We start from the raw sequence: 22,554 nt of genomic DNA on the forward strand, positions 1-22,554 counted from the left end.
ACTAGCCATGTTCAAAAACTATTTCAAAATCGTCTTCCGGAATGCCAAAAAGCATCCGATGTATGTCTTGATCAACCTGATAGGCCTTGCCCTGGGAATGGCAGTGAGTATGGTTATTTTATTGTACGTGCAGTTTGAATTGAGCTATGATCGGCACCATCCGGATGGAGACCGGATTTTCAGAGTGAGTAGGGCATGGTTTAATCCAGATGGGGAAATCAGTCTCCACTTGGGCCATACTGCACCACCTTTTGGTCCCTTGATTCAGTCGGATTTTCCTGAGGACGTGGAGGTTTCTGCACGGATATTCAATTTTAATCCCTTAATCAAATCCGGCACGGAGGCTTTCGAAGAGGATCGGTTTTTCTTTGCCGACCCGGAGGCTTTTGATCTTTTTTCCTGGGAAATTGTAGCAGGTCAGGGCAAGGAAGCTCTCCTTGAAGCAGAAGGAATAATTCTGACCGAATCCACAGCCAAGCGTTATTTTGGGAATCAGTCTCCCATTGGCAAAGAGCTGATTGCGGTTCTCCCGGGAGGAGATTATCCCCTTCAGGTAAGAGGAGTGATGAAGGATCTGCCCGAAAACTCACACTTTCATGTGGATTTTGTGGCCTCGATGATTCCGGTTGTTCAGTTTTATGGAGGATTGGAAGGCTTTATGTCCAACTACGGATCCAATAATTTTTCGACCTTTATCAAGCTGAAAGAAGGTGTCAAGTATCAGGATTTTGAAAGTCAGCTTCCGAGCCTGATTGACCGGCACATGGGAGCCAATCAGGCAGGAATTCCAGCCTCTCAGGGCACCAAACTGTTCCTTTGGCCCATTGCAGACATTCACCTGCATTCCAATCTTGCTTCCGAAATCGAGCCCAATGGCAATATCGATTACGTGTACATTTACCTCACGGTGGCATTTTTTATCCTGTTGATTGCCTGTATCAATTTCATGAATCTCTCAACAGCCCGGTCTTCTCTGCGGTCGATGGAAGTGGGGCTTCGCAAAGTGATGGGTGCAGACCGCTCCATTTTGATCCGTCAGTTTATGGGGGAGTCTCTGGTGATGACCTTTCTTTCCATGGTCTTGGCATTGTTGCTGGTGTGGTTGTTTTTGCCGCTGTTTTCTGATTTTGTCGAAAAACCACTTAGTTTCAACCTGATTACTCATCCCGAGTATTTGTTGGGAATAGGGGGGATTATGTTGTTCGTGGGTCTGATTTCAGGAAGTTACCCTGCGCTGTTTTTATCCGGATTTATGCCTGCAAGGGTCTTGAAAGGAACTTTCAAGGCCGGGAAAGGCCATGAGCGATTCCGGGCAGTTTTGGTGGTGGGGCAATTCGCCATCTCGGTGGTACTCATCGTGGCGGTTTTGGTGGTGGTCAATCAGCTCAATTTTATGCAAAGCAAAGATTTGGGCTTTCAGAAGGAAGATATTGTGGTCTTGCCCAACAGTCCCCAAATCAATGAAAATTACCTGATCATCAAAGATCGTCTGGAAAACCATCCCGGCATCCGTGCGGTTTCCATGTCCAGCAGAGTTCCTTCAGGAAGGTTGCTGGACTCTCAGGGAACCACGGCTGAAGTCAATGGAGAATTGACCCAGATCGATGTTCGGATTGCGGATATTCATGTGGGACACAACTTTTTGGAGACCTACGGAATACCTGTGGTAGCGGGGCGAACCTTTGATTTTCTTCAGGCCAGCGATTCTACCCAGGCTTTTGTGCTCAACGAAACGGCTATCCGTGCGGTAGGCTGGAGCAGTGCCGAAGAGGCCATCGGCAAGCAGTTTCAATACGGCGGAAGAAGAGGCTTTGTCACCGGAGTAATGAAGGATTTTCACTTTGAAAGCTTGCATCAGCCCATTGTGCCGATTGTATTTATGATTTCTCAAAACCGAAACAACCTGCTCAGTATCAAAATCGATGCGACCCAACGGGAGGAGGTTTTGGCTTATCTGAAAGGGGAATGGGCACAACTTCGACCTGATTTTCCATTTGAACCCCTGTTTGTGGATGAAGGGTTTAACCGACAATATGAGGCTGAAAATAGGTTGAAGACCATTTTTACTTTTTTCTCAGGTCTGGCAGTGTTGATTTCGATATTGGGATTGCTGGGTTTGGTCACATTTGCCACTGAGCAGCGAACCCGGGAAATTGGCATCCGCAAAGTCATGGGGGCAGAGACAGGAAATATTTTGGTGTTGCTCGGCAAAGATTTTATGAAGCTGGTGGGAATCGGTTTTGTCTTGGCAGTGCCGATTTCATGGTTTGGACTGAACTCGTGGCTGGATGACTTCGCCTATCATATTGGCATCAATTGGACCGTATTCTTGGTTGCCGGGATATTGGCAGGCCTGATAGCAGCCCTTACGGTGACTTCCCAGACCATCAAAGCTGCTTGGGCCAATCCGGTGAAGAGTATCAAGAATGAGTAGGGGAGTTGGGGGCAAGGAGGTAAGGGAGTTGGGAGGTAAGTAAAAAAGAGAAGAGTTTATTCAAAATATGGACTTTATTAACCTCAAAGCTAAAATCTTCTTCATCTTCCTACTTCCCAACTTCCATGCTTTCCAATCGCTCTACATCAAAAAACCATTTTCCACAGGATAGGGAGAGGGGAGTTCCTTTTCTCCCATCATTTCCAGCAATTCAATTTCGATCATGCGGGAAATGGACGAAATCGGTACATCGTTGTAAGCACCTTCGAAAGGATTTTCGGAATAGTCTCCGATCCGATCTACCAAAAAGAAAATCCAGATGATAATCCCCGAGAAAGGGATGGTCAGCCAATAATGCAGTTTGGTGGATTGCTCAAAAATATCAAGAAGTCCAAAGGGAATCAGTGCGCAGAAAATGTAATTGATAAACATGCCCGTGGAGGCATACTGCCGGGGAAAGGGGAAGTTTTTGATCCGCTCGGTCATACCCTGTACATCATACAGTTTGGTGACCAGATCCTGAAGCCACACTTGCGTGATTTCCCCGATGAGCTTACGGTCACTGAGAGCCTGTAGGGCAATCCGTTGGGTTTTGAGCAAATGGGTAGGGAAATTTCCAAAGGATTTCAAGACTTCCAACTCCTCCTGAGTAAGGTATCTCTCGATTTCAGGAAGCACGCCTTTTTTCATCTCCTCCTGAAATGTCGGAGTGAAAATCATGTTTTCGATGGGCCCATTATGCTCCCAGGATTTTCCTTTCCGCATGGCATGTTTTAGGGCCAGAGTCCAGGCGATATGACGACGGATCAATTCGTTTTTTTCTGATTGAGAAACTTTCTCTTCCGGTAAACTTAAGACTGCTGTCGCAAAGGATCGGCTGTAGTTGATGATGGAACCCCAGATTTTTCGAGCCTCCCAAGTACGGTCATAGGAGGAATTGTTTTTGAAGCCAAGGTAAAAAGCGACCGCAATACCGATGACAGATACCGGCTGCCAGGGAAGGGAAAATGGGATACCCGTGATTTCATACAAAACGATGATCGCTGCAGAATAGAGAAAGGCATTTCTGAGGGGTTTCTTCGACCATTTGATGGTGCTTTGGATTTGATAATGTCGGTTGACAAACATGCGGAGATCAGTTAAAAATCAAGATTGACTTTGGCATTCTGAGGTATTGGACTTAATTACTTTTATTCCAGTAGATCTTCAGGTTTTTGGTGGAGCGTCCTGAGGCAATCAAATCCAGCTTGCCATCACCATTCAGATCTGCAGCCTGAATATCCTCGCAGGCCATGCCGTTTTGATCAATCCAAACTTCCTCAAATTCCGAGAAAGAGCTGTTTTTTGGGATGAAAAGCTTGATCCCAATCTCCTGCTGTTCATTGGGATTTCTCCATCCAACTGCAATTTGATCAGAACCCAGATTCAGAAAATCACCTATGGCTAAGGCATGTCCTTCTTTCAGGTTATCGTTCAAAAGAATACGTTTGGTTGGAGAAGCGGGTGAGTTTGGATTGGTCCCTTCATACACCACCAAATTGTTCCCATGCATGGGTTCGACGGTTGCTAAAAATTGTTTTCCGCTTGAAAAATTCCCCAGCCTTAATTCTCCGACTCCTCCATGTCCCGAAATCGCCAAGGGCTCATTCTTCCACTTGCCTTGTACCGGAGAAAGTACGCGAGCCCCTTCTTTTCCTCCCAAAATAAGGCCCTCGTTCAATCCCCTGCTGACCACATCGAGGTTGTGGGTTAAGTGCATGTTTTCATCAATCACTTTGTAATCCCAATCTCCAGATGGATTTTGGGGAAACTCATAAGCCATAACTTTGACGCCTTCACCTTCTCCGTTTTTATTGCCTCTGCCATGAAGCGGCACGACGATCAAGTATGCTTTTCCATCGGATTTGACCCAGCGCATGCGGTGAGTGGTCGGTTCGTGATGCAGTGGTTTGGGAGTCCACATTTGAGTAGGATCGGCCGGTCGACTGAGGTAGAAAACTGCTCCTGATTTTTCCGGATCTGAGGTTTCTCCGGGGTTCCACTGGGCACCAACAGCCACTTCCACCTTTCCATCCCCGTCCAAATCACGGGCAGCAATGCATACATTGTCGGATACAGTAAGATTGGAAGCCATGACGTGCCTTTTCCAATCTCCGTTTCGATACCAGACGATCTCGGTTTTGTCTGCCAATAAGATATCCGGCTTCCCGTCTCCATCCACATCTCCAATGGCCATTCCATAGCCGATGGAGATCTTATCATCGATGACCTGCGGTTCAAACTTGGGATCTGAAGAGGAGGCAGGTAAAACCAAGAAAAGTGAAAGCAGTGGAGAAAATAACATGTTATTTTGTGCTGGGTTGATTTTCAAGATAATGTATTTTCGGAAAAAACAGTAAATCCTTAGATTTCAATATCCTGAGTGTGCTGAAGTGAATGCGCTTCTGAAAGCTGGGCTCCATTTTTTATTGCAAAATCAATTTCGACCGCCATCGGACAAAATCGTTCGCTTGATTCCTTGGGCTTTATTCAAAAATGCCCTTTTCGCCTAGTTTAAGGCGATTTTGAGCTGGCATAAATCTGGAACAGAAGGTAAAGGCATGTCCTTATTTGATTACTAAACCACTTTCTCTTTCAGTCTTTATGTGGATCAATTACCTCAAAGTCGGATTTCGGAATCTGCTCAAGCACCGATCGTATACCCTAATCAACCTGATCGGATTGACGGTAGGAGTAGCCGTGACCACGCTCCTGTTTTTTTATGTCCAATTTCAGGTCAGTTTTGATTCTTTTCATCCGGACCAGCCCAATTTGTATCGAGTCCTTCGGGTCCAAAATGGAAACCAAGGGGAATTTCGTTTCCCTTCTCTTCCTTTGGTTTTAGGGACTGTCATTGAGGAAAATCTGGCTGACCGCGTGGATTATACCAATTTTGTTCCGAACAACTTTTTGGTCAAGCGTGCCAATGGAGATGGCTTCAACCAATCCGTAACGCTGGTGAGTTCGGACTTTTTTGAAATGTTTGGATACCAAATGCTCCAGGGTGTGTATCCTAAAAGCCGGGAAGAAAGAGCGGGGATTGTATTGTCCAAAACCGCAGCCACCCGGTTTTTTGGAGAGGAAAACCCAATCGGTCAGGAACTTCAAATCAGGTTGACTGACGAATTGCTCAATTATGAGGTCATTGGATTGATCGAAGATACCCCGGGAAATTCCAGCTTATCCTATGAAATTCTGATGCATGATTCCAACTTGGAGATCCTTTTTACGGAAAACATGCGGAGTCATTGGTATATGTCATTTGGCGACGGATATGCGCGCCTGAAAAATGGAATGACTCCCGTACAGTTTGAGCAAGTGACCAAAGACTTTGTCAAGCGGAATTTCCAGGACCCAAAGGAAGCTGCCAATTATGGCTTTGGCCTTCAGGAACTTTCGGATATGCATCTCAATATCGAGGTACCATCCGGCATCGCTACGGTGGTCAATCCTCGGATACTATGGATTCTTTCCGGGGTGGCTGTGCTGATTATTTTGATTGCCTGTATCAACTTCACCACCATGGCCATTGGGAATTCAGCAAGCAGATCCAAGGAAGTTGGGGTGCGAAAAACCATGGGAGCAGGATTTGGACAACTTTTCGGTCAATTTATGGCCGAGTCGGTGATTTTGACTGCAGTTTCTATGGGATTAGGCGTGATGTTGGCCTATCTGTTTCTACCCGTTTTCAATTCGCTGATGCAAACCCGGATGGAAATCAATTTTGAAGCGAATCAGCTGATTATTTTGCTGGGATTGGGCTTATTTATCGCATGGGTAGCCGGTTGTTATCCCTCGATTTTCTTGGCCTCTTTTCGTCCTGTTCAGGTATTGAAATCGAATCTTTCTCTTCGTTTTGGAAAGCAAAACCTTCGGATGAGCATGCTCGCCCTTCAGTTTTTTATTTGCACGCTATTGGTGACCTGCACCTTGGTGATGGTCAAACAAATGAAGACGGTAGAAAACTTCGACTTGGGTGCAGCTAAATCGGACATTATCCAGGTTCAGGTACCTCCGCCAGCTGCGCAGGGATTAGTAGAGCAGATTCAGAAAAGTTTTGACTATGCCCAGCCGTTCAAAAATGAGCTCAGAAAATTACCAGAGGTACTCCATACTTCCATTGCCACAGCTATGTATGGGGATAACTCTTGGTTTTCGGTTGGTTTCCGCAATCCAGACCAGGAAGAGGGAATTGATTTTCATCTCAATATCGTAGATGAGGATTTTGTGGAATTCTTTAACCTTGATCTGATAGAAGGGCGGAACTTCACCACCAATAATCCTTCAGATCTATCCAATGCATTTGTCATGAATGAATCCATGAAGAAACTTTTGGGCTGGGATGAAGCCTTTGGCAAAAGTCTGGAAAGTGAACGTCCTTTTGGTGAAAACCGAGCCATCGGTGTGGTTAAGGATTTTCACTACGAAAGTTTGTTCCAGCAAGTCGAACCGGCAATATTGATTATGAAGCCGGATCATTTCTTCAAAGGATTCCGAAACCTGACTATGGAAGACCAAATGATTGCTAAAATTTATATTAAGGTTAAATCTGAGGATAAACAAGCCTTGATCCAGCGGCTGGAAGGAATCTGGAAGGACTTGTATGGTTCGGACCCTTTTGATTACAGCTTTATTGAGGATGAAATCGCAAGGGAATATGAGCAGGCCAACAGCTTGAGTTCTTTGGTGACCATAGCAGCACTAGTTGCTCTGGTGATTGCGGGCATGGGTTTGTTTGCTATGGCTTCCCTCGCGATTACGAGCCGATTGAAGGAAATCGGGATACGAAGGGTGATGGGGGCAACGACCCAAGAAATCTCGCTTTTGTTTAACCGACAGTTTCTGAAAGTGACTTTGGTGGGGGTCTTGACATCCATTCCGGTCAGTTATTGCCTGATGCAGATTTGGCTGGAGGACTTTGCGGTCAAGGTTCCATTGGGAGCTGGCGTTTTCCTGCTGTCGCTTTTGGTCGGTGTGATTTTCTCCATCCTAATCGTGAGTCTTGAGACCATCAAAGCTACCTGGATCAATCCAACCAAGCTGCTGAGAAGCGAGTGAGATTAGATTTTAGACCTGAGATATAAGACCCAAGATGTAAGACAAAAGATGCCAGAACCTACACTCGAGACGGAAAGATCTATCATCTGGTACTGGCTGCTCTAAATCGACTTAACTCCCCAACCTCCAACTTCCTTACCACCACAACTCCTATGCTCAAAAACTACTTTAAAATCGCCCTTCGAAACCTAATCAAGAACAAACTTCATTTTGGGATTAATTTGATTGGCTTGACCTTGGGTTTAGGGGTCAGTATTTTAATTTTTTTCTTTGTGCAGTTTGAGTTAACCTTTGATGACTTCCATGAGGAGAGCGAGCTTATTTTTCGACTGGAGCGCCATGAAATGGGGGAGGATGGAATCGGAAGTTCCTTTTCTACTCCCGTGATTACGGCTCCGACATTCAAAGGAGAATTTGCCCAAGTAACGCATGCTACCCAACTTATAGGGGCTTCAGCACAGGCCTATTTAGATGAGTCTATCACACAAAATCAGGAATACCTCCTGGTGAATACAGACTTTCTGGAGATTTTCAGCTTTCCCTTACTGAAGGGGGATCGGTCCAAAGTTTTGGAGGATAAATATAGTGTGGTGGTTACAGAAACGGTAGCCAAAAAATACTTCGGAGAAGCAGATCCATTGGGGAAATCCATCCGACTAAAAATGGGTGAAAATTTCGAGGAGTACCAGGTTACAGGCCTCTTGGCTGATATTCCGGCCAATTCAAGTCTCAAGTTTGAAATGCTGATCAATAACCTGAACTTGGATTATTCGATAAGTAAGCAAAGTCAAAACTCTTGGTTCAATGTCTACGGTGATACTTACCTCAAGATTACCGATCCTCAGGCTAAAGGTACCATTGAAGCAGGGGTGGAAGGGATGATGAAAAAAGCTTTGGGAACTAATTATAAGGAGGGTGAATATTATTTTACACTTCAATCTTTGAGTGATATTCACCTTTCGGACGCGTCCAATTCCGGAATGGCCGAAACAACAAGGCCCTCCCTTTTGTTGATTCTGACAGGTATTGCATTTTTGATTCTATTGATCGCTTGCATCAATTTTACCACTATGGCGATCGGTCGGGCAACCACCCGAGCTAAGGAGGTGGGGGTTCGAAAAACCATGGGTGCCGAATTTATCCAACTGGTATTCCAATTTTTGACAGAGGCTTTTTTGATTACACTTTCAGCTTTGGCTTTGGGATTACTTCTAGCAGAAGCTTTACTTCCCATTTTTAATGACCTTTTTGAAAAGCAACTTCAGCTGGTCTACGGTCCTATTCAAATCCTTATCTTATTAGGCCTGGTCTGTATCATTACTTTTTTAGCTGGTGCATATCCTGCATTATTTATGTCAGGGCTTCGTCCCATCCAAGTGTTGAAAGGAAACTTATCCATTCGATTTGGAAAGCAGGCTCTACGAAAAGGCTTGGTCGCATTTCAGTTTTTAATATCCTTTTTGCTGATCGCTTCCACCATGATCATGGTGAATCAAATGAATGTGATCCGAAATTTTGATTTGGGATTTGATCAGGAGATGGTGGTGCTGGTAGATGTCCCGGAATATCCGAGTACAAGCTTTATCAAGTCCATAGAGGCAGGTTTTGCCCAGGCTGAACTGTATCGTCAGTCGCTTGCCGGTCGATCAGAAGTACAGTCTGCAGGGATTACGATTTCCACTTATGGTGATGATGCATTTTGGAATGCCGGATTTCCCACTGAAGAGGGGAAACAGTTCAATTTCAGAGTCAATTTTGTAGGAGGAGATTATGTGAAAACGATGGGACTGGAGATGGTCGAAGGTCGTGACTTCAATCCTCAACCCGGTGCGGATAGTAGTGCTTTCATAATTAATGAGACTTTTGCTAACGCAATGAAATGGTCTGATCCACTGGGCGAGGTGATGCCCAATTCCAGATTTACCTCTCATCAGATTGTAGGAGTGGTTAAGGATTTTCATCATAATTCGCTTTATAATCAAATTGAGCCGGTCCTTTTGGCAAAAAGTCCCAAAGCCCTGTTTAGTGGAATAAACGAACTGATGATCAATTCAGCGACTAATCCCAAGGTAATGGTGAAAGGCAAAGGAATGAACTTTGAAGCATTTCGAGCGATACTTGAAGAAGAGTGGAAGCGGGTTTTTCCTTTGGAAGCTTTTAGCTTCAGTTTTTTGGATGAAACGGTAGAAGCTCAATACAAGGCTGACGAGCGTTTGGGGAAAATGGTCTTTATAGCCGCTTCCATTGCCATTTTGATCGCTGCCATGGGTCTATTTGCGATGGCTGCATTGAGTATAGCTGGTCGAACCAAGGAAATTGGTATCCGAAAAGTCCTCGGAGCCTCAAGCTTGAGTATTTCTTGGATGTTTAATAAAGAGTTTCTTTTGATCACTTTAGCCGGTGTCTTGTTTGGCTTGCCTCTTAGCAGGTTTTTGATGAGAGATTGGATCGAGCAATTTGCAACAAGGGAATGGCCTTCATGGGTAAATTTCTTGTTGTTGACTCTACTCGGCATTGGATTCACCTTGGCTATCGTCACTGTCCAATCCTTGCGTGCCACACAAATGAACCCAGTGAAAACATTAAAAGACGAATAAAGTAGGGAAGTCTCAAGATAGTAGATCCAAGACGCTAGACACAAGACACAAGATGTTGATATCTAGTATCAAGACCCAAGTATTAAGAGTTTTGAGCGACCAAACGAGAGGCGAAAACAAAGTCTCATTAATCCAGTATTCAGCCGAAAAATTACCAATAGAGAATGACCAATTTCAGGGGATGACAGTGTGAGTTCACTTTAATATTGAATTTGATAATTGATCATTGAATTTGATTATTGAAAATTGATTTCTCAAAACTCCCTATTTCCAACTCCCTAACTTCCACAACTCCCATGCTCAAAAACTACTTTAAAATCGCCTGGAGAAATCTGACTCGAAACAAGCTCCGATCGCTGATTCATATTTTGGGTTTGTCGTTGGGAATCTCGATCAGTTACCTGATTTACAATGTGATTGTCCATGCATATAGTTTTGACCGATTTCATCCGGATCGGGAAAATATCTATCGGATCAATACCTTGACTGATTGGGGTGATGGGGGGCTTTTCCCCAATCCCGGCGTCCCGGGTCCTTTGGGAGATGTGATCCAAGAGGAATTAAGTAGCGTGACGCACAAGTCAACTCTCTACACGCTCCATGATGTTCTGACTTTTGTTCCAGAGCAGAATCGGGTTTTGGGAAGAAACAGCGATGTGACCTTTGCAGATGGTGGATTTTTCAAAATTTTTCCAAGAAAGTGGTTGGTTGGAAATCCCGAAAAGGCACTGGAGGCTCCTCACACCGTGGTGATTACCGAATCAAGGCTGAGAAAATATTTCCCTGAACTTTCACCTGCAGATGCCCTGGGCAAAGAGATTGCTTGGGTGGACCGTGACACATTGATTGCTCAAATCACCGGAGTAGTTGCTGATTTTGATCAGCCTACGGATCTGATTTTTAATGAATTTATTTCTTATGCCTCCCTGGATACAGAAGAGGAAAAAGAATGGTATGGCCTTCATGAATGGGGCTCTGTCAATTCAAGTTCCAACCTTTTCGTCAAAGTTTCCGAATCTACTGATTCTTCGGCTCTGAATCGGGGATTGGAAGCGATTGCCCAAAAGCACTATTCCAAAGATGAGGAGGCCAAGACCTCCTTCTTTGCCGAACCGCTCTCAGAAATTCATTTTTCCAGCAACTACACCGATACTGCCGTTTCAAGGGAGTTTCTGAAAGGGCTGACTTGGGTTGGGTCGATCATATTGGTATTGGCCTGTCTGAATTTCATCAATTTGGAAACCGCTCAGGCCATCAGTAGGGCAAAAGAAGTGGGAATCCGGAAGACCTTGGGGAGCAGGAGAAAGGAGCTGATTTTTCAGTTTTTGACAGAGACATTGGTACTTGTGATCGTAGCCCTTTTGACGAGCTTTGGCTTGGTGGAGGTGATCCGATTGATTTTTGGGTCCTATCTGCCGGCAGATCTCCGGATTAACCCTCTTTCCCAACCAAACCTGCTTTTTTTCATATCCTTCCCTTTGCTTTTGACTTTGATTACCGGCATTTATCCTGCTTTGGTACTTTCTGGCTATCAACCACAACGGGCATTGAAGGGGGAAATGGGTGTGAATCACGGGTTTTCATTGGGAGTATTCCTGCGAAAAAATTTGACTATTCTTCAGTTTACAGCTTCGATTGCTTTTATCATTTTGGTCTTGGTTCTAAACCAGCAAATCCGCTATGTGAGCAGTCAGCCCTTGGGTTTTGAAAAGGAGTCTTTACTTTATGCGCGGTTGCCGTTTATGTCCGAACCTGCCAAGATGCAAAAGTTGCAGGACAGATTGAGTCAGCAGAGTTTTGTTACGGGTGCAAGCTTGAGCGGTAGTTTGGTTTCTTCCTCCAGTCTGTGGACCTCTGATGCCTATGTACCTGTGGATACGAGTGAGCGACAGATTTTTATCCAAGTAATGAATGTGGATTCGGCTTTTGTCCGGGTCAATCAAATCGAACACCTGGCCGGAAAGCAAGGCTTGGGTGCTGCCGATGAGGTGATCGTCAATGCCAATTTTATCAGAGAAATGGGTCTGACTGATCCCGGGGAAGCTATTGGACTCCAGATCAGATTCAATGGCAACCAAAAGAAAATTGTGGGGGTAATCGGGAATTTTCATTCCAGAACATTTCGGGAAGAAATCCGGCCAATGGTAATGACGACCAATCCTACTTTCTTTCAGACCATCACCGTGCGGATCTCTCCGGGTCAAAATCTCGCTCAGGCTAAGTCTGATCTGGAATCGGTTTACAAAGAAATTTATCCCTATGAGACCGCCTCATTTTCTTTTTTGGATGAGGAAATGGAGCGGTTTTATGCTCAAGATATCAAGATCAGAAATGTTTTGGGGGCAGCATGTTTCTTGGCGATTTTGATTTCGGCTATGGGATTATTTGGTCTTTCCTCCTATACGATTGCTCAGCGGACCAAGGAAATCAGTATCCGAAAAGTACTTGGTGCCTCGGTAACACAGATTTTGGGTTTGATTTCCAAAGAATATGTGCTCCTCGTCCTGACTTCTTTTGCCTTAGCTATTTATCCTGCCTATTATTTCCTTCAATCTTGGCTGCAGGAATTTACTTACAAAATAGATATGCCTTTTGGGCTTTATGGACTTGCCGGAGTGGGAGTGATGTTGATTTGCCTACTGATTGTGGGACTTCATTCCTACGCTGCTGCACTGACCAATCCTGCCAAAGTGCTGAAAGATGAGTAGTGGGGATAGGTAAGGATTTGAATTTAATTCTTTATAACCTCTTTTCAGTTTCCTTCATTGACACAATAGAGTAGGAAAGGTCTTTTCCATTGCTAAGTGTAAACGTAAACATCCATTTGACCAAGCGCAATTCAGAAGTGCTAAACTGACCCACGGGTAGTTTTAATACGACCTGATTCCAGCCTTTTTTTAAAGAAATAGATGTCGGTGGTCTGCTTTGAAAATTCTCATTTGCCAAAGCGATCTCGTTGCTTTTCTCGACATGCCTGTTTTGCCAATTTGGGGGTGAAATAACCTGACCATTTACCCAAATCTTACTGCCTTTCCAGTCCCAATCGCCAGCAGGTGGGGGCAAGTCTCTTTCAGATCGGCTGTAGTCTTGGAAAGATATCCAAGCAGATACTTCCTGATCGATAGGGGAATAGACCCTTGTGATAGCATAAGCAGTTGAATTCGGTTTAGGATCACTTACATAAGCAGGTACTAATGGTCCCCAAACATGCCGAAGATAAATCGTGCCTCCTCTTGCCTCAAATTGAGGAAAGGATTCAAGGGATGTTGTATCATTCGAGAGCAGTACTTTTTCTACAGGGAAAATCCGATCCAAGTCTCCCTCATTATCAAATGGACCGATGATTTTCCAGGCATACTCAGGTTGCTTGACATAGGGGAATGGATGGTTTGAAAAGTAGGAGGTTTGATGATGAAGTAATCGGTCTTCAAACTCCTCCCAAGCCTCACGCTCTGAACCTGCCTCCGGATACCGTACTCCCACTTCGTCAAAGTACCCATCTCCTCCGCCTTGCCAGGTTCTCTCTGCAAAGGTTAGCATCAAGGGGTAAAAGTTGTTTTCAAGTAAAATTGATTCGGAATCAGCCAATTTCCGGTCGTTCCATGTCGCCAGGATCGATCCTGCTACCACCTCATCACCTTGAGGTTGTCCCAGGACATTGCTTCGAAACAGGCTAACCAAATCCGAAAAAGGATCAAAATGATTGATGTAATGAAAGCGGGAATCAATCACAGGGATAGTCCCATTGCGCTTTCCCTGGTAGCTCCAAAGATGCAGCATATCGATTTCCCCTTCCTGATAATCCCAACCCGGATTCCAGGAAATCACCTTGAAGCCCAGACTTCTGGCAAAGGCAACCATTTCCGGCACAAACTCAGGGTCGGTGAATTCCACCTCGTCCGTACCCAAATGGATGTAAGGAGAATCCTTGAATAACTCCCGCGCCTCCTCCAAAATCATTTTCAGGGCTCTGATTCCTTGAGGACTCTGCATATCAACTCCTAAAGCTCGCTTAAACGCAGCACTGTGACCCGGCATATCGATTTCTGGTATTACGGTCACTTGGTGAAGTTTGGCAACTTCCAGAAGCTTGCGGACATCCGATTTGGTATAAAAAAGCCCAGGGAAACGCTCCATATTTTCAGCCGCAGTCAGTTCGGGGAAAATTTCTGATTCCAGCCTCCAGGCCAAATCCTCCGTCAAATGCCAATGAAATACATTGATCTTGTAAGCCGAAAGAATACGAATCTGTTCCATCAGCTCCTCTACTGGAATAAAACTCCTCCCCACATCGTGCATAAATCCACGAATCCGAAATGCCGGCCAGTCGTTAATGTGTACTGCTTGAAAAAATAAGGTTCCAGATTCATTCTCTTTTCCAAGTTGCTTCAGGGTTTGCCAAGCGTTGAAAACCCCCGCCGAGGTCAAGGCCTCAAACTTTATCCCAGATTGGTCGACTAAGAGGCGATAAGCCTGATTATGATTTACTTGAGCCTCGGGGATTTCACTCAGCCAGTGGATTTGAAACCAGGAAGGAAAGTCAATTACCTGACTCGAATCCTTGAGAAACAGCAAAAGCTTTTCCTCTAACTGGATGAATTCCTCTTTCCCTCCCTGAAACCTGAAATGTCCCTCTTGGAGTACAGATTCCTGCGGTTTGGGAATGAGGAATTCTACTTGGGCAAAAGACCGATTAAGAAAAATACCCACAAAACACACAAGAAAAAGAGCAATTCGATTCATAGTCGAGGAGTAAGGCATGGGATCGGTTTTTGGGTTAATTCAAATCGAAATGGTGCAGCGGGCCATCCGCTCTCATCGGTTAAATTGATCCGGGGAAAAGGAGAAAAACCAAACCAAATTTCCTCGGCCTCAACTTCATGAGGGAGTGGAATAAAAATATGATTTCCTTCAATTTTTCCGACAATAGGGATTTTTCGGCCCTTTGAAGCGATGATCTCAAGTTCGGTTATGGGTTGATTATCTCTGGTTTGTAATTTTCCAAAGGCCTCAAAATAAAGAACCAATTGATTCCGGTCTTGGGAAATGGACAGTAGTTTTGGTCCATGAATGGGAAACTTTTTCAACCCGTAGGTCAGGTGGAGTGCTTGACTGGCTAATCTGAGCCCTACTTCTTTTTTGTTTCTTGGATGTACATCCAAACTATCACCCAAATCAATACTGGAAATTAGGTAGACATCCGTCAGATCATTCGCCAACTCTTCCTGTATTTCTCTAAAATAGGGCCATTCCGGTCTGGACATACCCGGCAGTTGAACTGTAAAGATGGGTAAAGTCTTTCCGAAGACTTCTTGCAAGTCCTTTCTCAACTTCTCAAACATAGTTCGATAAAGGTCTGGATGGTGCACATTACTTTCTCCCTGATACCAAATGACGCCTTTGATGGGGATGTTCCGGACTTGGGAAAGCATGGATTCATGCAAATAAGCAGGCTCAAAAGGATGTCTTTGGGGACTTTCAAACTGATCTCCCAGGTTTTCAGCAACCCGACTTCTGACCCACGGCATGATAAAATCAGATTTTTTCCAATCCTTCAGCATATCGACCAAAAGGTCGTCTTGTTCGATCGAAGCTCTACTCAAAAAAGATTCAATCGGTGCCCCACCTACCGAAATTTGTATGATGCCAACAGGAACCTCTAAGGTCTCTTGCAGCCGCTTTCCGAAAAAATAGGCTACTCCCGAAGCATTCGGAAGTTCTTCTACACTGAGCCATTTTTCTTCAAAAAAATCAAGATTTTGGACCGCTTTTAGCGTTTCCTCATCCCAAGGCAGTTGGTCCATGGGCACTTGAGGCCTAAACGTATAAAAATGTGGCGGATCCTTTTCTGAACTCAAATTGGCTGCTGCTGTACCGTCATTGGACTGTGAAAGCGGCCAGTCCATGTTGGATTGGCCCATTGCCAACCAGACCTCACCCACCCAGAGGGAATCCAGGGTCATTTTACCTTTTGGGGATTCTATCTTTAGCGGAAAAGGTCCCCCAGCCTTGATTCCCTCAAGTGCTACCATCCATTTCCCATTTTGATCCACTCGTGTCAGCCCTTTTTTCTCCTGAAAATCAACCTGAACCGTATCCTCTGGATTCCCTTTGCCGAAAAACCAAACTTTTTCACTTTGTTGAATGACCGCGCCATTTTGAAAAAACTTATCCAACTGAAAACCACCAAAATCCCCCGTAATCTTTGAATACACAGCCTGAGAAAGAATCCTTGCTCCCTCAACGTTCGGGTGAAGTTGGTCCGGCAAAAGATCAGGCCTGGAGTGGAGCGGAGCAAAAAAATCCACCAATTCTAACTCATGATCCGTTGCCACCTTCCTGATTTTTAGCCTGATTTCTTTATGCCAGTCTCTAGTGCCGGATTTGAACCGGGGATGCCCGCTGAAAATCGGAGACAATTCTGCCAGTAGTATCCGAGTGGCTGGGTTTATTTGCTTCAAGGTATCAATCAGGGCAGCGTAATCCTGCTCAAACTCACTCTGGTAACTAGGCCAATTGCGAGGATCGGTGTCATTTAGCCCTAAATGAATCACAACCACATCCGGACGAAATGCCAATGCTTGTTTAAACTCTTCCGTTTTGAAATAGGGATTGTGTCCGTTTCGGAGTAGGGTTGTTCCGTTTTTTCCAAAATTACTTACCGCATAATTATCCCCCAACAAGTCCTGAAGCTGCCCCGGATAGGAAAGCCTGTTTCTGGAATCTATCCCAAATCCAAAAGTAACAGAGTCTCCGATGCAGGCCACTTTGATTTTTTGGGCTAAACCCGCCTGAATGAAAAAGCAGGAAAACCAAGCCATTAAAAAGAATTTTCGAAGAGCATTTTCTGCAACATTTGGATTCATATTTTGATAATTTGATGATTGCTTCCTTCTGGGTTATTGGGGTTAGGTTTTTAACTCCAAGTGTCTAGAAATTCCTGATCTGTTGAAGACCTAGAATTGCATTAATCAGAGTGGCAAATCCATCATCTGACAGTCGAAGCCTTACTCCTCAAGGGCTTTCCAAACTTGATATAATCCCCTAGGCACATGAAAGCATCCTTTCCATTTTCCTCCAATGAGAGGGAGCAAAACCTCTCCCTGACGGTTGAGATAGCCAAACCACTCCCCGGATTCGGGATCAGCAAAATGCTCCCAAGAGTAGGTGTGTACTTTTTCAAACAGCTTCAAAAGCTCAGGGTTTTTGGTGAATCGATAGGCTTTAGCCAGAGCAACCAGTGTTTCCAGATGTACCCACCAGAGTTTTTGGTCCCATTCCAAGCTTAAGGGTGGTTTGCCTTTTGCATCCATGAAGTAGAAAATCCCTCCGTATTGGGTATCCCATCCATATTCCAATATGGAGACCACGGACTGAATCGCCTGATCCATCAAGTGCTGATTATTTCGCCGATGGGCAATGTCCATCATAAACCACATCGCTTCGATCCCGTGTCCCGGATTGATGAGCCTGCCTTCAAAAGAATCGCAAAGACTGCCATCAGGCATTACGTTTTCGTAAATCAATCCGGTCTCCTTATCCCGAAATACCTCCATAACTTCGTGAATGCACTCGTCAATCGTCTGCTCGACCAATTCTTTGTCAAGTAGCGGTTCCAGTTCCAGACATAGATTGCTTAGGATCATGGGTAGTGAAAAGTTCTTTAATGGACGCGTTCCAGGGTAAGACTTTGCGTATTTCCCTTTTGGATTGGACTTTCGGGAAAGAATATTCTCAAACGTGTTTTTGGCCAGGTTTAGGACTTTTTCATCCTGTGTTGCTAGTCCATATTGACCAAAGGCCATGGCAGCAAAGCAATCCGAAAAGATATTGTAGGGCTGAACCAAGGGCTTACCCTCCCGAGTCAGAGAAAAATAAAAGTTACCCTTTTTGTCCCGGCCATATTTTTTCAGGAAATCTACCCCGTCTTTTGCCAAGGAAAGCCATTTGGGATTTTTTTCTACCTGATTGAAGAGCATGGAAAAAGTCCAGGCCTGCCTTCCCTGCAGCCAAACAAATTTGTCGGTATCGTACACTTTTCCCTCTCGATCCAAACAGGTAAAATATCCTCCATAAACCGGGTCGGGAGAATTCATTTCCCAAAAAGGAATCACATCTTCCAAAAGGGCTTTGCGGTACTGTTCTGAATAAGAGATCATTACTTGGTCAAGATTTCACTGAGTGGAATAATTTGAAAAGTCATATTTGCCACACTGCTTTCGTAAAGAATTCCTACTTCTTTGTCATTGATCATGGTGAGGCAGGAGTAACCCCAGCCCGTTCCTTCGTCCAAAAGCACCTTCAAGTCCTCTGGCCAGGAATCCCCATCATTCAAGCTAGCTTTGATTGTAATATGATGTCTGCCTTTTTCAGTAGCTGGATTGGAAAAAAGTAGCATTCCGGCATGGAAAGGATTGTCGATGATACTTGCCATACAGACAGGTTCGGGTAGGGCTGATCTGGAAGTGGCATGCTCGGTCCAGGTTTTTCCCAAGTCACTCGTGATGGAAATCGATCGGCTTCCGCCTCGGTTGTCCCGCATATTGAGCATCAGGGAGCCGTCTTGGAGTTCCACAACTTGGGCTTCCGTGGTATTGGATTTGGCACCTGAACCGACTTTCCAGGTTTTTCCTTTGTCTTTGCTGTAGATGATCGTGCTATGCGGCATCTGATCTTTGTCTTTGAACTGCGCCGGAAATACCAAGGTGCCGTCTTTCATGGTGATGCCTTTACCAGGACCGTTGAAAAAGAGATTCCACTCCGGATTTTTAATTTGGTCAGTGATGATGATGGGTTCAGACCAGCTTTGTCCGTCATCCTCCGATTTGACCAGAACAAATTGCCCGGTTTCAGAAGGGCTCATCCCTGGCCTGGAAGAGTTCCAAGCCATTTCTCCGGGTTTGCCATTCAGCCAAAGTGCTGCCACCCAAATGTGACCAGTCTCGTGATCGACCAAAATAGCAGGGTCGCCGATACCGTTTTGATCCTGAGGAAGTCCTCCGTATTCACCCATATCCATGATGACTTTCATGGGTTCCCAGCTTTTGCCTCCATCGGTGCTTCTGCTCAGCCCCACATCGATATCGCCTTGTAAATCTCTACTCGTATTTCTGCGGATATCATAGACTGCTAAAAGAGTCCCTTTGGTACTGGTCACCAAACCCGGAATCCGATAGGAGTGAACCCCGTCATCGCCAAAATCTCTCAGTGGAGTAGCCACTCGGTACGGTTCGATTTGACGGGATTGGACAATAGGGATTTGTTTGCCATCGGTCTCTATTGAAGTGGGCTTGATTTCTATCCGATCTCTCAGGTTATGTTCAGAACTTAGCTTGACAGAAATGGTGATTTTATCCAAATGGCCAATTTTTTCAGAGTTATAGTCCAGCTGGACTTTCCCCTTCACCTCTTTTTGTTCTGCAATGACTTCGATCTCTTTTTCCGAGGCCTTTATTGTGAGCCTTACTGACTCAAAAGAACTTTCGCTCCGAATATCCAAAGTCAGGTTTCCTTCCTTGTTGAGCGAAAGGCGATTCAAATCCAAAGTACCGACTTCCACCCATTGGCCTTGGGGAAGGGGTACAAAAAGCGGAGAATAGGTTATAGAGTTAGCAGAATTAGTCTTTTCCTGACAAGTGGCGCTCATCAGGGTTGCTAGTCCAATCCCTATTATGGAAAGCATGTGTTTGATCATGGTAATTTTCAGGTTTATAATTAGGCTTCGATAGGAGATTCCTTAGGTTTGGTTTCTTTGTTTTTTTGATCAATCATTGACTTTAGTGTCAGTTTTTTGATGTTTACTGGAGGGGGAGAAGGGAAAAATCGGCTAAACATCCAAGTGATCCCCATTGCACTGGCCAATCCTGTCAGAGCGTATAGGTGAATGCTTAGATCCGTTTGATATTTGATCAAAACCTGCACGACTGCACTGCCAATAAATCCAATCAGAGCGCCCTGGGCATTGGCTTTTTCGGAAAGTATTCCGATCAGGAATATTCCTCCCATTCCTCCGGCAAACAATCCGATCAGCATATTGAATTGATCCCAAAGCGATGGGATTCCAAGATTTGCCATCCACAAAGCCAGGGCCGTCCCTCCAGTTCCGATGATGATGGTCGTTGCCCTTGCAAAACTCAAAGCTTTGATTTTTCTGCCGATCAATCTGGAAAAAGCGGGATGAAAATCGGTGGTGATGACGGTGGCTACCGAGTTCATGCTGCTGTCGAGACTGGACATAGCGGCTGCAAACACGGCCGCAATCATCAAACCCGAAACACCATTAGGCAATTCGGTGACGATATACCAAGGGAAAATACTGTCTGTATTAGGGATAATTGGAGAAAGCTCCTCGGGATGTTGCTTGTAAAATAAATAAAGCGCTGTACCGATTGAAAAGAAGATCAAGGCAGAAGGAAGGGCCATCCAAGCACCTGTTCGGATTCCTTTTGCGGCTGTCGTCTCATCTTTTGTGGTCAGGTAGCGTTGGATTACGGTCTGATCACTTCCGTATTGAACAAGGTTACTCGCTAAACCTCCAAAAAGGATCACCCAAATGGCGGTGCCGCTGAAGTCCAGGCTCCAGTCGAAGATTCTCATTTTTCCGCTATCCAAAGCCATAGCTTGAAATTGTTCCCAATCGAGGTCCACCGAAAATCCCAGATAGATCAAGCTGATAAATGCCCCACCGAGCAAAATCACCACTTGAACCACATCGGTCCAGATCACAGCCTCAATGCCGCCCAAAACGGTGTAGAAAATACTCAACACGCCCATAATCAGGATGCATACTTCGACTTCTATGCCCGTTACGACCGCCAAAGCCAAGGAAGGAAGTAAAAGCACAATGCCCAATCTACCCAATTGGAGAGCGACGTAGACCATGCTACCGATCAGACGGACTGTCCGATTAAATCTCATCTCGAGGTATTCGTATGCGGTGGTTAGATCTAGCCTTCTGAAAAAAGGTAAAAACCAGGCAATAATGATCGGGGAGATCATAATGATGGTCAGCAATAAGAAAAAGAGAGTCCAGTCTGTTGCAAAAGTCTTGGCGGGAATCGCCATAAAGGTGATCGCGCTCAATTGGGTGCCAAATACGCTGATCCCCGCCGCCCACCAGGGTACACGTCCGCCTGCTTTGAAATAATCACTGGCATCGTGCTGCTTTCGGGAAACCCAAATCCCGATCAGGATCAAAATGGCTAAATACCCGATCAAAATCGAATAATTGAGCACTCCAAAACTCTGATTACTGACCAGGTTCAGTTCATAGATTACTGGGCTACGCTCACCCGGGGCAATTTCTCCCGAGATCAAAAGGGCTGACTTTCCTATGGTCACCAATGAAGATTGAACGGGGGAAGGAAATTCCAAATCCTCCAATTGTGTCCAAGTATCGGTCATGGTATGATAAGCCAAAACAGTCTTGCTAAATCCGGGATGAGTAGATAAAATGGATTTTTGAATCGCAGCCAGTGAATCTTTTTGGTATGGAGATGTATTGGCTTCGACTAATGAATTCTGAATTTTCTCGAGCGAATTAAAAGGTTCTGATTCTACCCCTCCGATCAACAGGATATGCCCAGAACCAAGTGGATCTGCTGCAAATGCTGACAAGGGCAAAACCTTATCGCCAAGGGTAATAGGGGATTTTTTCACCCAGCTATTTTTGGATGGCAGAAAGGCATAATGATCCGAAAAAACCTCACTGATGGGTTTTTCTCCTTTATACCTTCCTCCCATCAAATGAATTTGCGCTGTTTCGCCGTTAGACTGAACGACTAAGGCTGCATGAGACCGAGTTGGTCCTGGCCAAGTAGGAAGTGATCTCCATGACGGCTGCTCAGATCGGAGGTCCAAACTGAGGAAAATACCTTCCGGATGCGAATTAACTGCTCCGGCTATGTAGATGACTTCATCCAGAATCACGGCAGAAGTATTGGCCATAGGCCAAGGTAAGGAGGGCAGGGCGGTAATGTCCACAGAATGCCTGTCTGCTCCGATCGATACTTGGAGTACATCCGAGAGTTCTCCCTGTTCATTTTCACCTCCAATCAAAATCAGACCCTTTGAGCTGCTAACAGCTGATCCATAAGCCATGGGTTTGGGAAGTGCGAATTTTCCTAAACTTTTCCAGTTAAATTTTCCCTCTGAAGTTTGAATTAAGGATATCTGGTCCCAATACTTTTTAATCCCGCCTTCCCAAGGCTTTTTCCCTGGGAAATTAGCTCCTCCCGCCAAAATCACTGTTCCTTGATGAACCCCGGCATAGTGACCGGCGAAACCTTTTCCAAATCCAACTGCAACAGAATCCGGTAAACTCAATGCCTTTTTCCAGGAGAGGGATTCGGTTTTGAATCCTTCCTGAGCATTGATCGAGTAAGAGAAAAAAATCAGGCAAGAAATGAGAAGAATTAGATTTTTCAC

Annotated in this window: 11 protein-coding genes; 4 read left to right on the plus strand and 7 right to left on the minus strand. The window is 45.0% G+C overall.

Going from position 1 to position 22,554, the window contains the following annotated elements:
- The first annotated feature begins 7 nt into the window (after nt 1-7).
- Nucleotides 8-2,434: an ABC transporter permease gene (locus tag CLV31_RS01125; RefSeq protein ID WP_111391030.1), complete on the plus strand. Its 2,427-nt coding sequence runs from the start codon at nt 8-10 to the stop codon at nt 2,432-2,434.
- A 141-nt stretch (nt 2,435-2,575) separates the two neighbouring features.
- On the opposite strand, the gene CLV31_RS01130 is transcribed toward CLV31_RS01125, so the two are convergent.
- Nucleotides 2,576-3,562, minus strand: coding sequence for a bestrophin family protein (locus CLV31_RS01130; protein ID WP_111391031.1), 987 nt, complete (start codon nt 3,560-3,562; stop codon nt 2,576-2,578).
- Nucleotides 3,563-3,614: 52 nt separating this feature from the next.
- Nucleotides 3,615-4,778: an FG-GAP repeat domain-containing protein gene (locus CLV31_RS01135; RefSeq protein WP_111391260.1), complete on the minus strand. Its 1,164-nt coding sequence runs from the start codon at nt 4,776-4,778 to the stop codon at nt 3,615-3,617.
- 299 nt (nt 4,779-5,077) lie between these two features.
- Here CLV31_RS01135 and CLV31_RS01140 point away from each other — a divergent pair, with 299 nt between their 5' ends.
- From CLV31_RS01140 to CLV31_RS01150, 3 genes are all read left to right on the plus strand, one after another.
- Nucleotides 5,078-7,531: an ABC transporter permease gene (locus CLV31_RS01140; protein WP_111391032.1), complete on the plus strand. Its 2,454-nt coding sequence runs from the start codon at nt 5,078-5,080 to the stop codon at nt 7,529-7,531.
- 152 nt (nt 7,532-7,683) lie between these two features.
- Nucleotides 7,684-10,128: an ABC transporter permease gene (locus CLV31_RS01145; RefSeq protein WP_111391033.1), complete on the plus strand. Its 2,445-nt coding sequence runs from the start codon at nt 7,684-7,686 to the stop codon at nt 10,126-10,128.
- A 296-nt stretch (nt 10,129-10,424) separates the two neighbouring features.
- Nucleotides 10,425-12,836 (plus strand): FtsX-like permease family protein, encoded by a 2,412-nt coding sequence (locus tag CLV31_RS01150; protein ID WP_111391034.1) that lies wholly within the window; start codon nt 10,425-10,427, stop codon nt 12,834-12,836.
- A gap of 31 nt (nt 12,837-12,867) precedes the next feature.
- On the opposite strand, the gene CLV31_RS01155 is transcribed toward CLV31_RS01150, so the two are convergent.
- From CLV31_RS01155 to CLV31_RS01175, 5 genes are all read right to left on the minus strand, one after another.
- Nucleotides 12,868-14,871: a family 20 glycosylhydrolase gene (locus tag CLV31_RS01155; protein ID WP_181452543.1), complete on the minus strand. Its 2,004-nt coding sequence runs from the start codon at nt 14,869-14,871 to the stop codon at nt 12,868-12,870.
- Entirely contained in the window at nt 14,868-16,994 is a 2,127-nt protein-coding gene (locus tag CLV31_RS01160; protein ID WP_111391036.1) for a GDSL-type esterase/lipase family protein, read from the minus strand. Before CLV31_RS01160 ends, CLV31_RS01155 begins: the two co-directional genes overlap by 4 nt.
- A 141-nt stretch (nt 16,995-17,135) precedes the next feature.
- Nucleotides 17,136-18,287 (minus strand): AGE family epimerase/isomerase, encoded by a 1,152-nt coding sequence (locus tag CLV31_RS01165; protein WP_111391037.1) that lies wholly within the window; start codon nt 18,285-18,287, stop codon nt 17,136-17,138.
- Nucleotides 18,287-19,822 (minus strand): sialidase family protein, encoded by a 1,536-nt coding sequence (locus CLV31_RS01170; protein ID WP_111391038.1) that lies wholly within the window; start codon nt 19,820-19,822, stop codon nt 18,287-18,289. The genes CLV31_RS01165 and CLV31_RS01170 overlap by 1 nt, the downstream gene beginning before the upstream one ends.
- Nucleotides 19,823-19,842: 20 nt before the next feature.
- Entirely contained in the window at nt 19,843-22,554 is a 2,712-nt protein-coding gene (locus CLV31_RS01175; RefSeq protein WP_245943297.1) for a sodium:solute symporter family transporter, read from the minus strand.

This window comes from Algoriphagus aquaeductus, assembly GCF_003253485.1.
In the GTDB taxonomy this organism is placed as follows: domain Bacteria; phylum Bacteroidota; class Bacteroidia; order Cytophagales; family Cyclobacteriaceae; genus Algoriphagus; species Algoriphagus aquaeductus.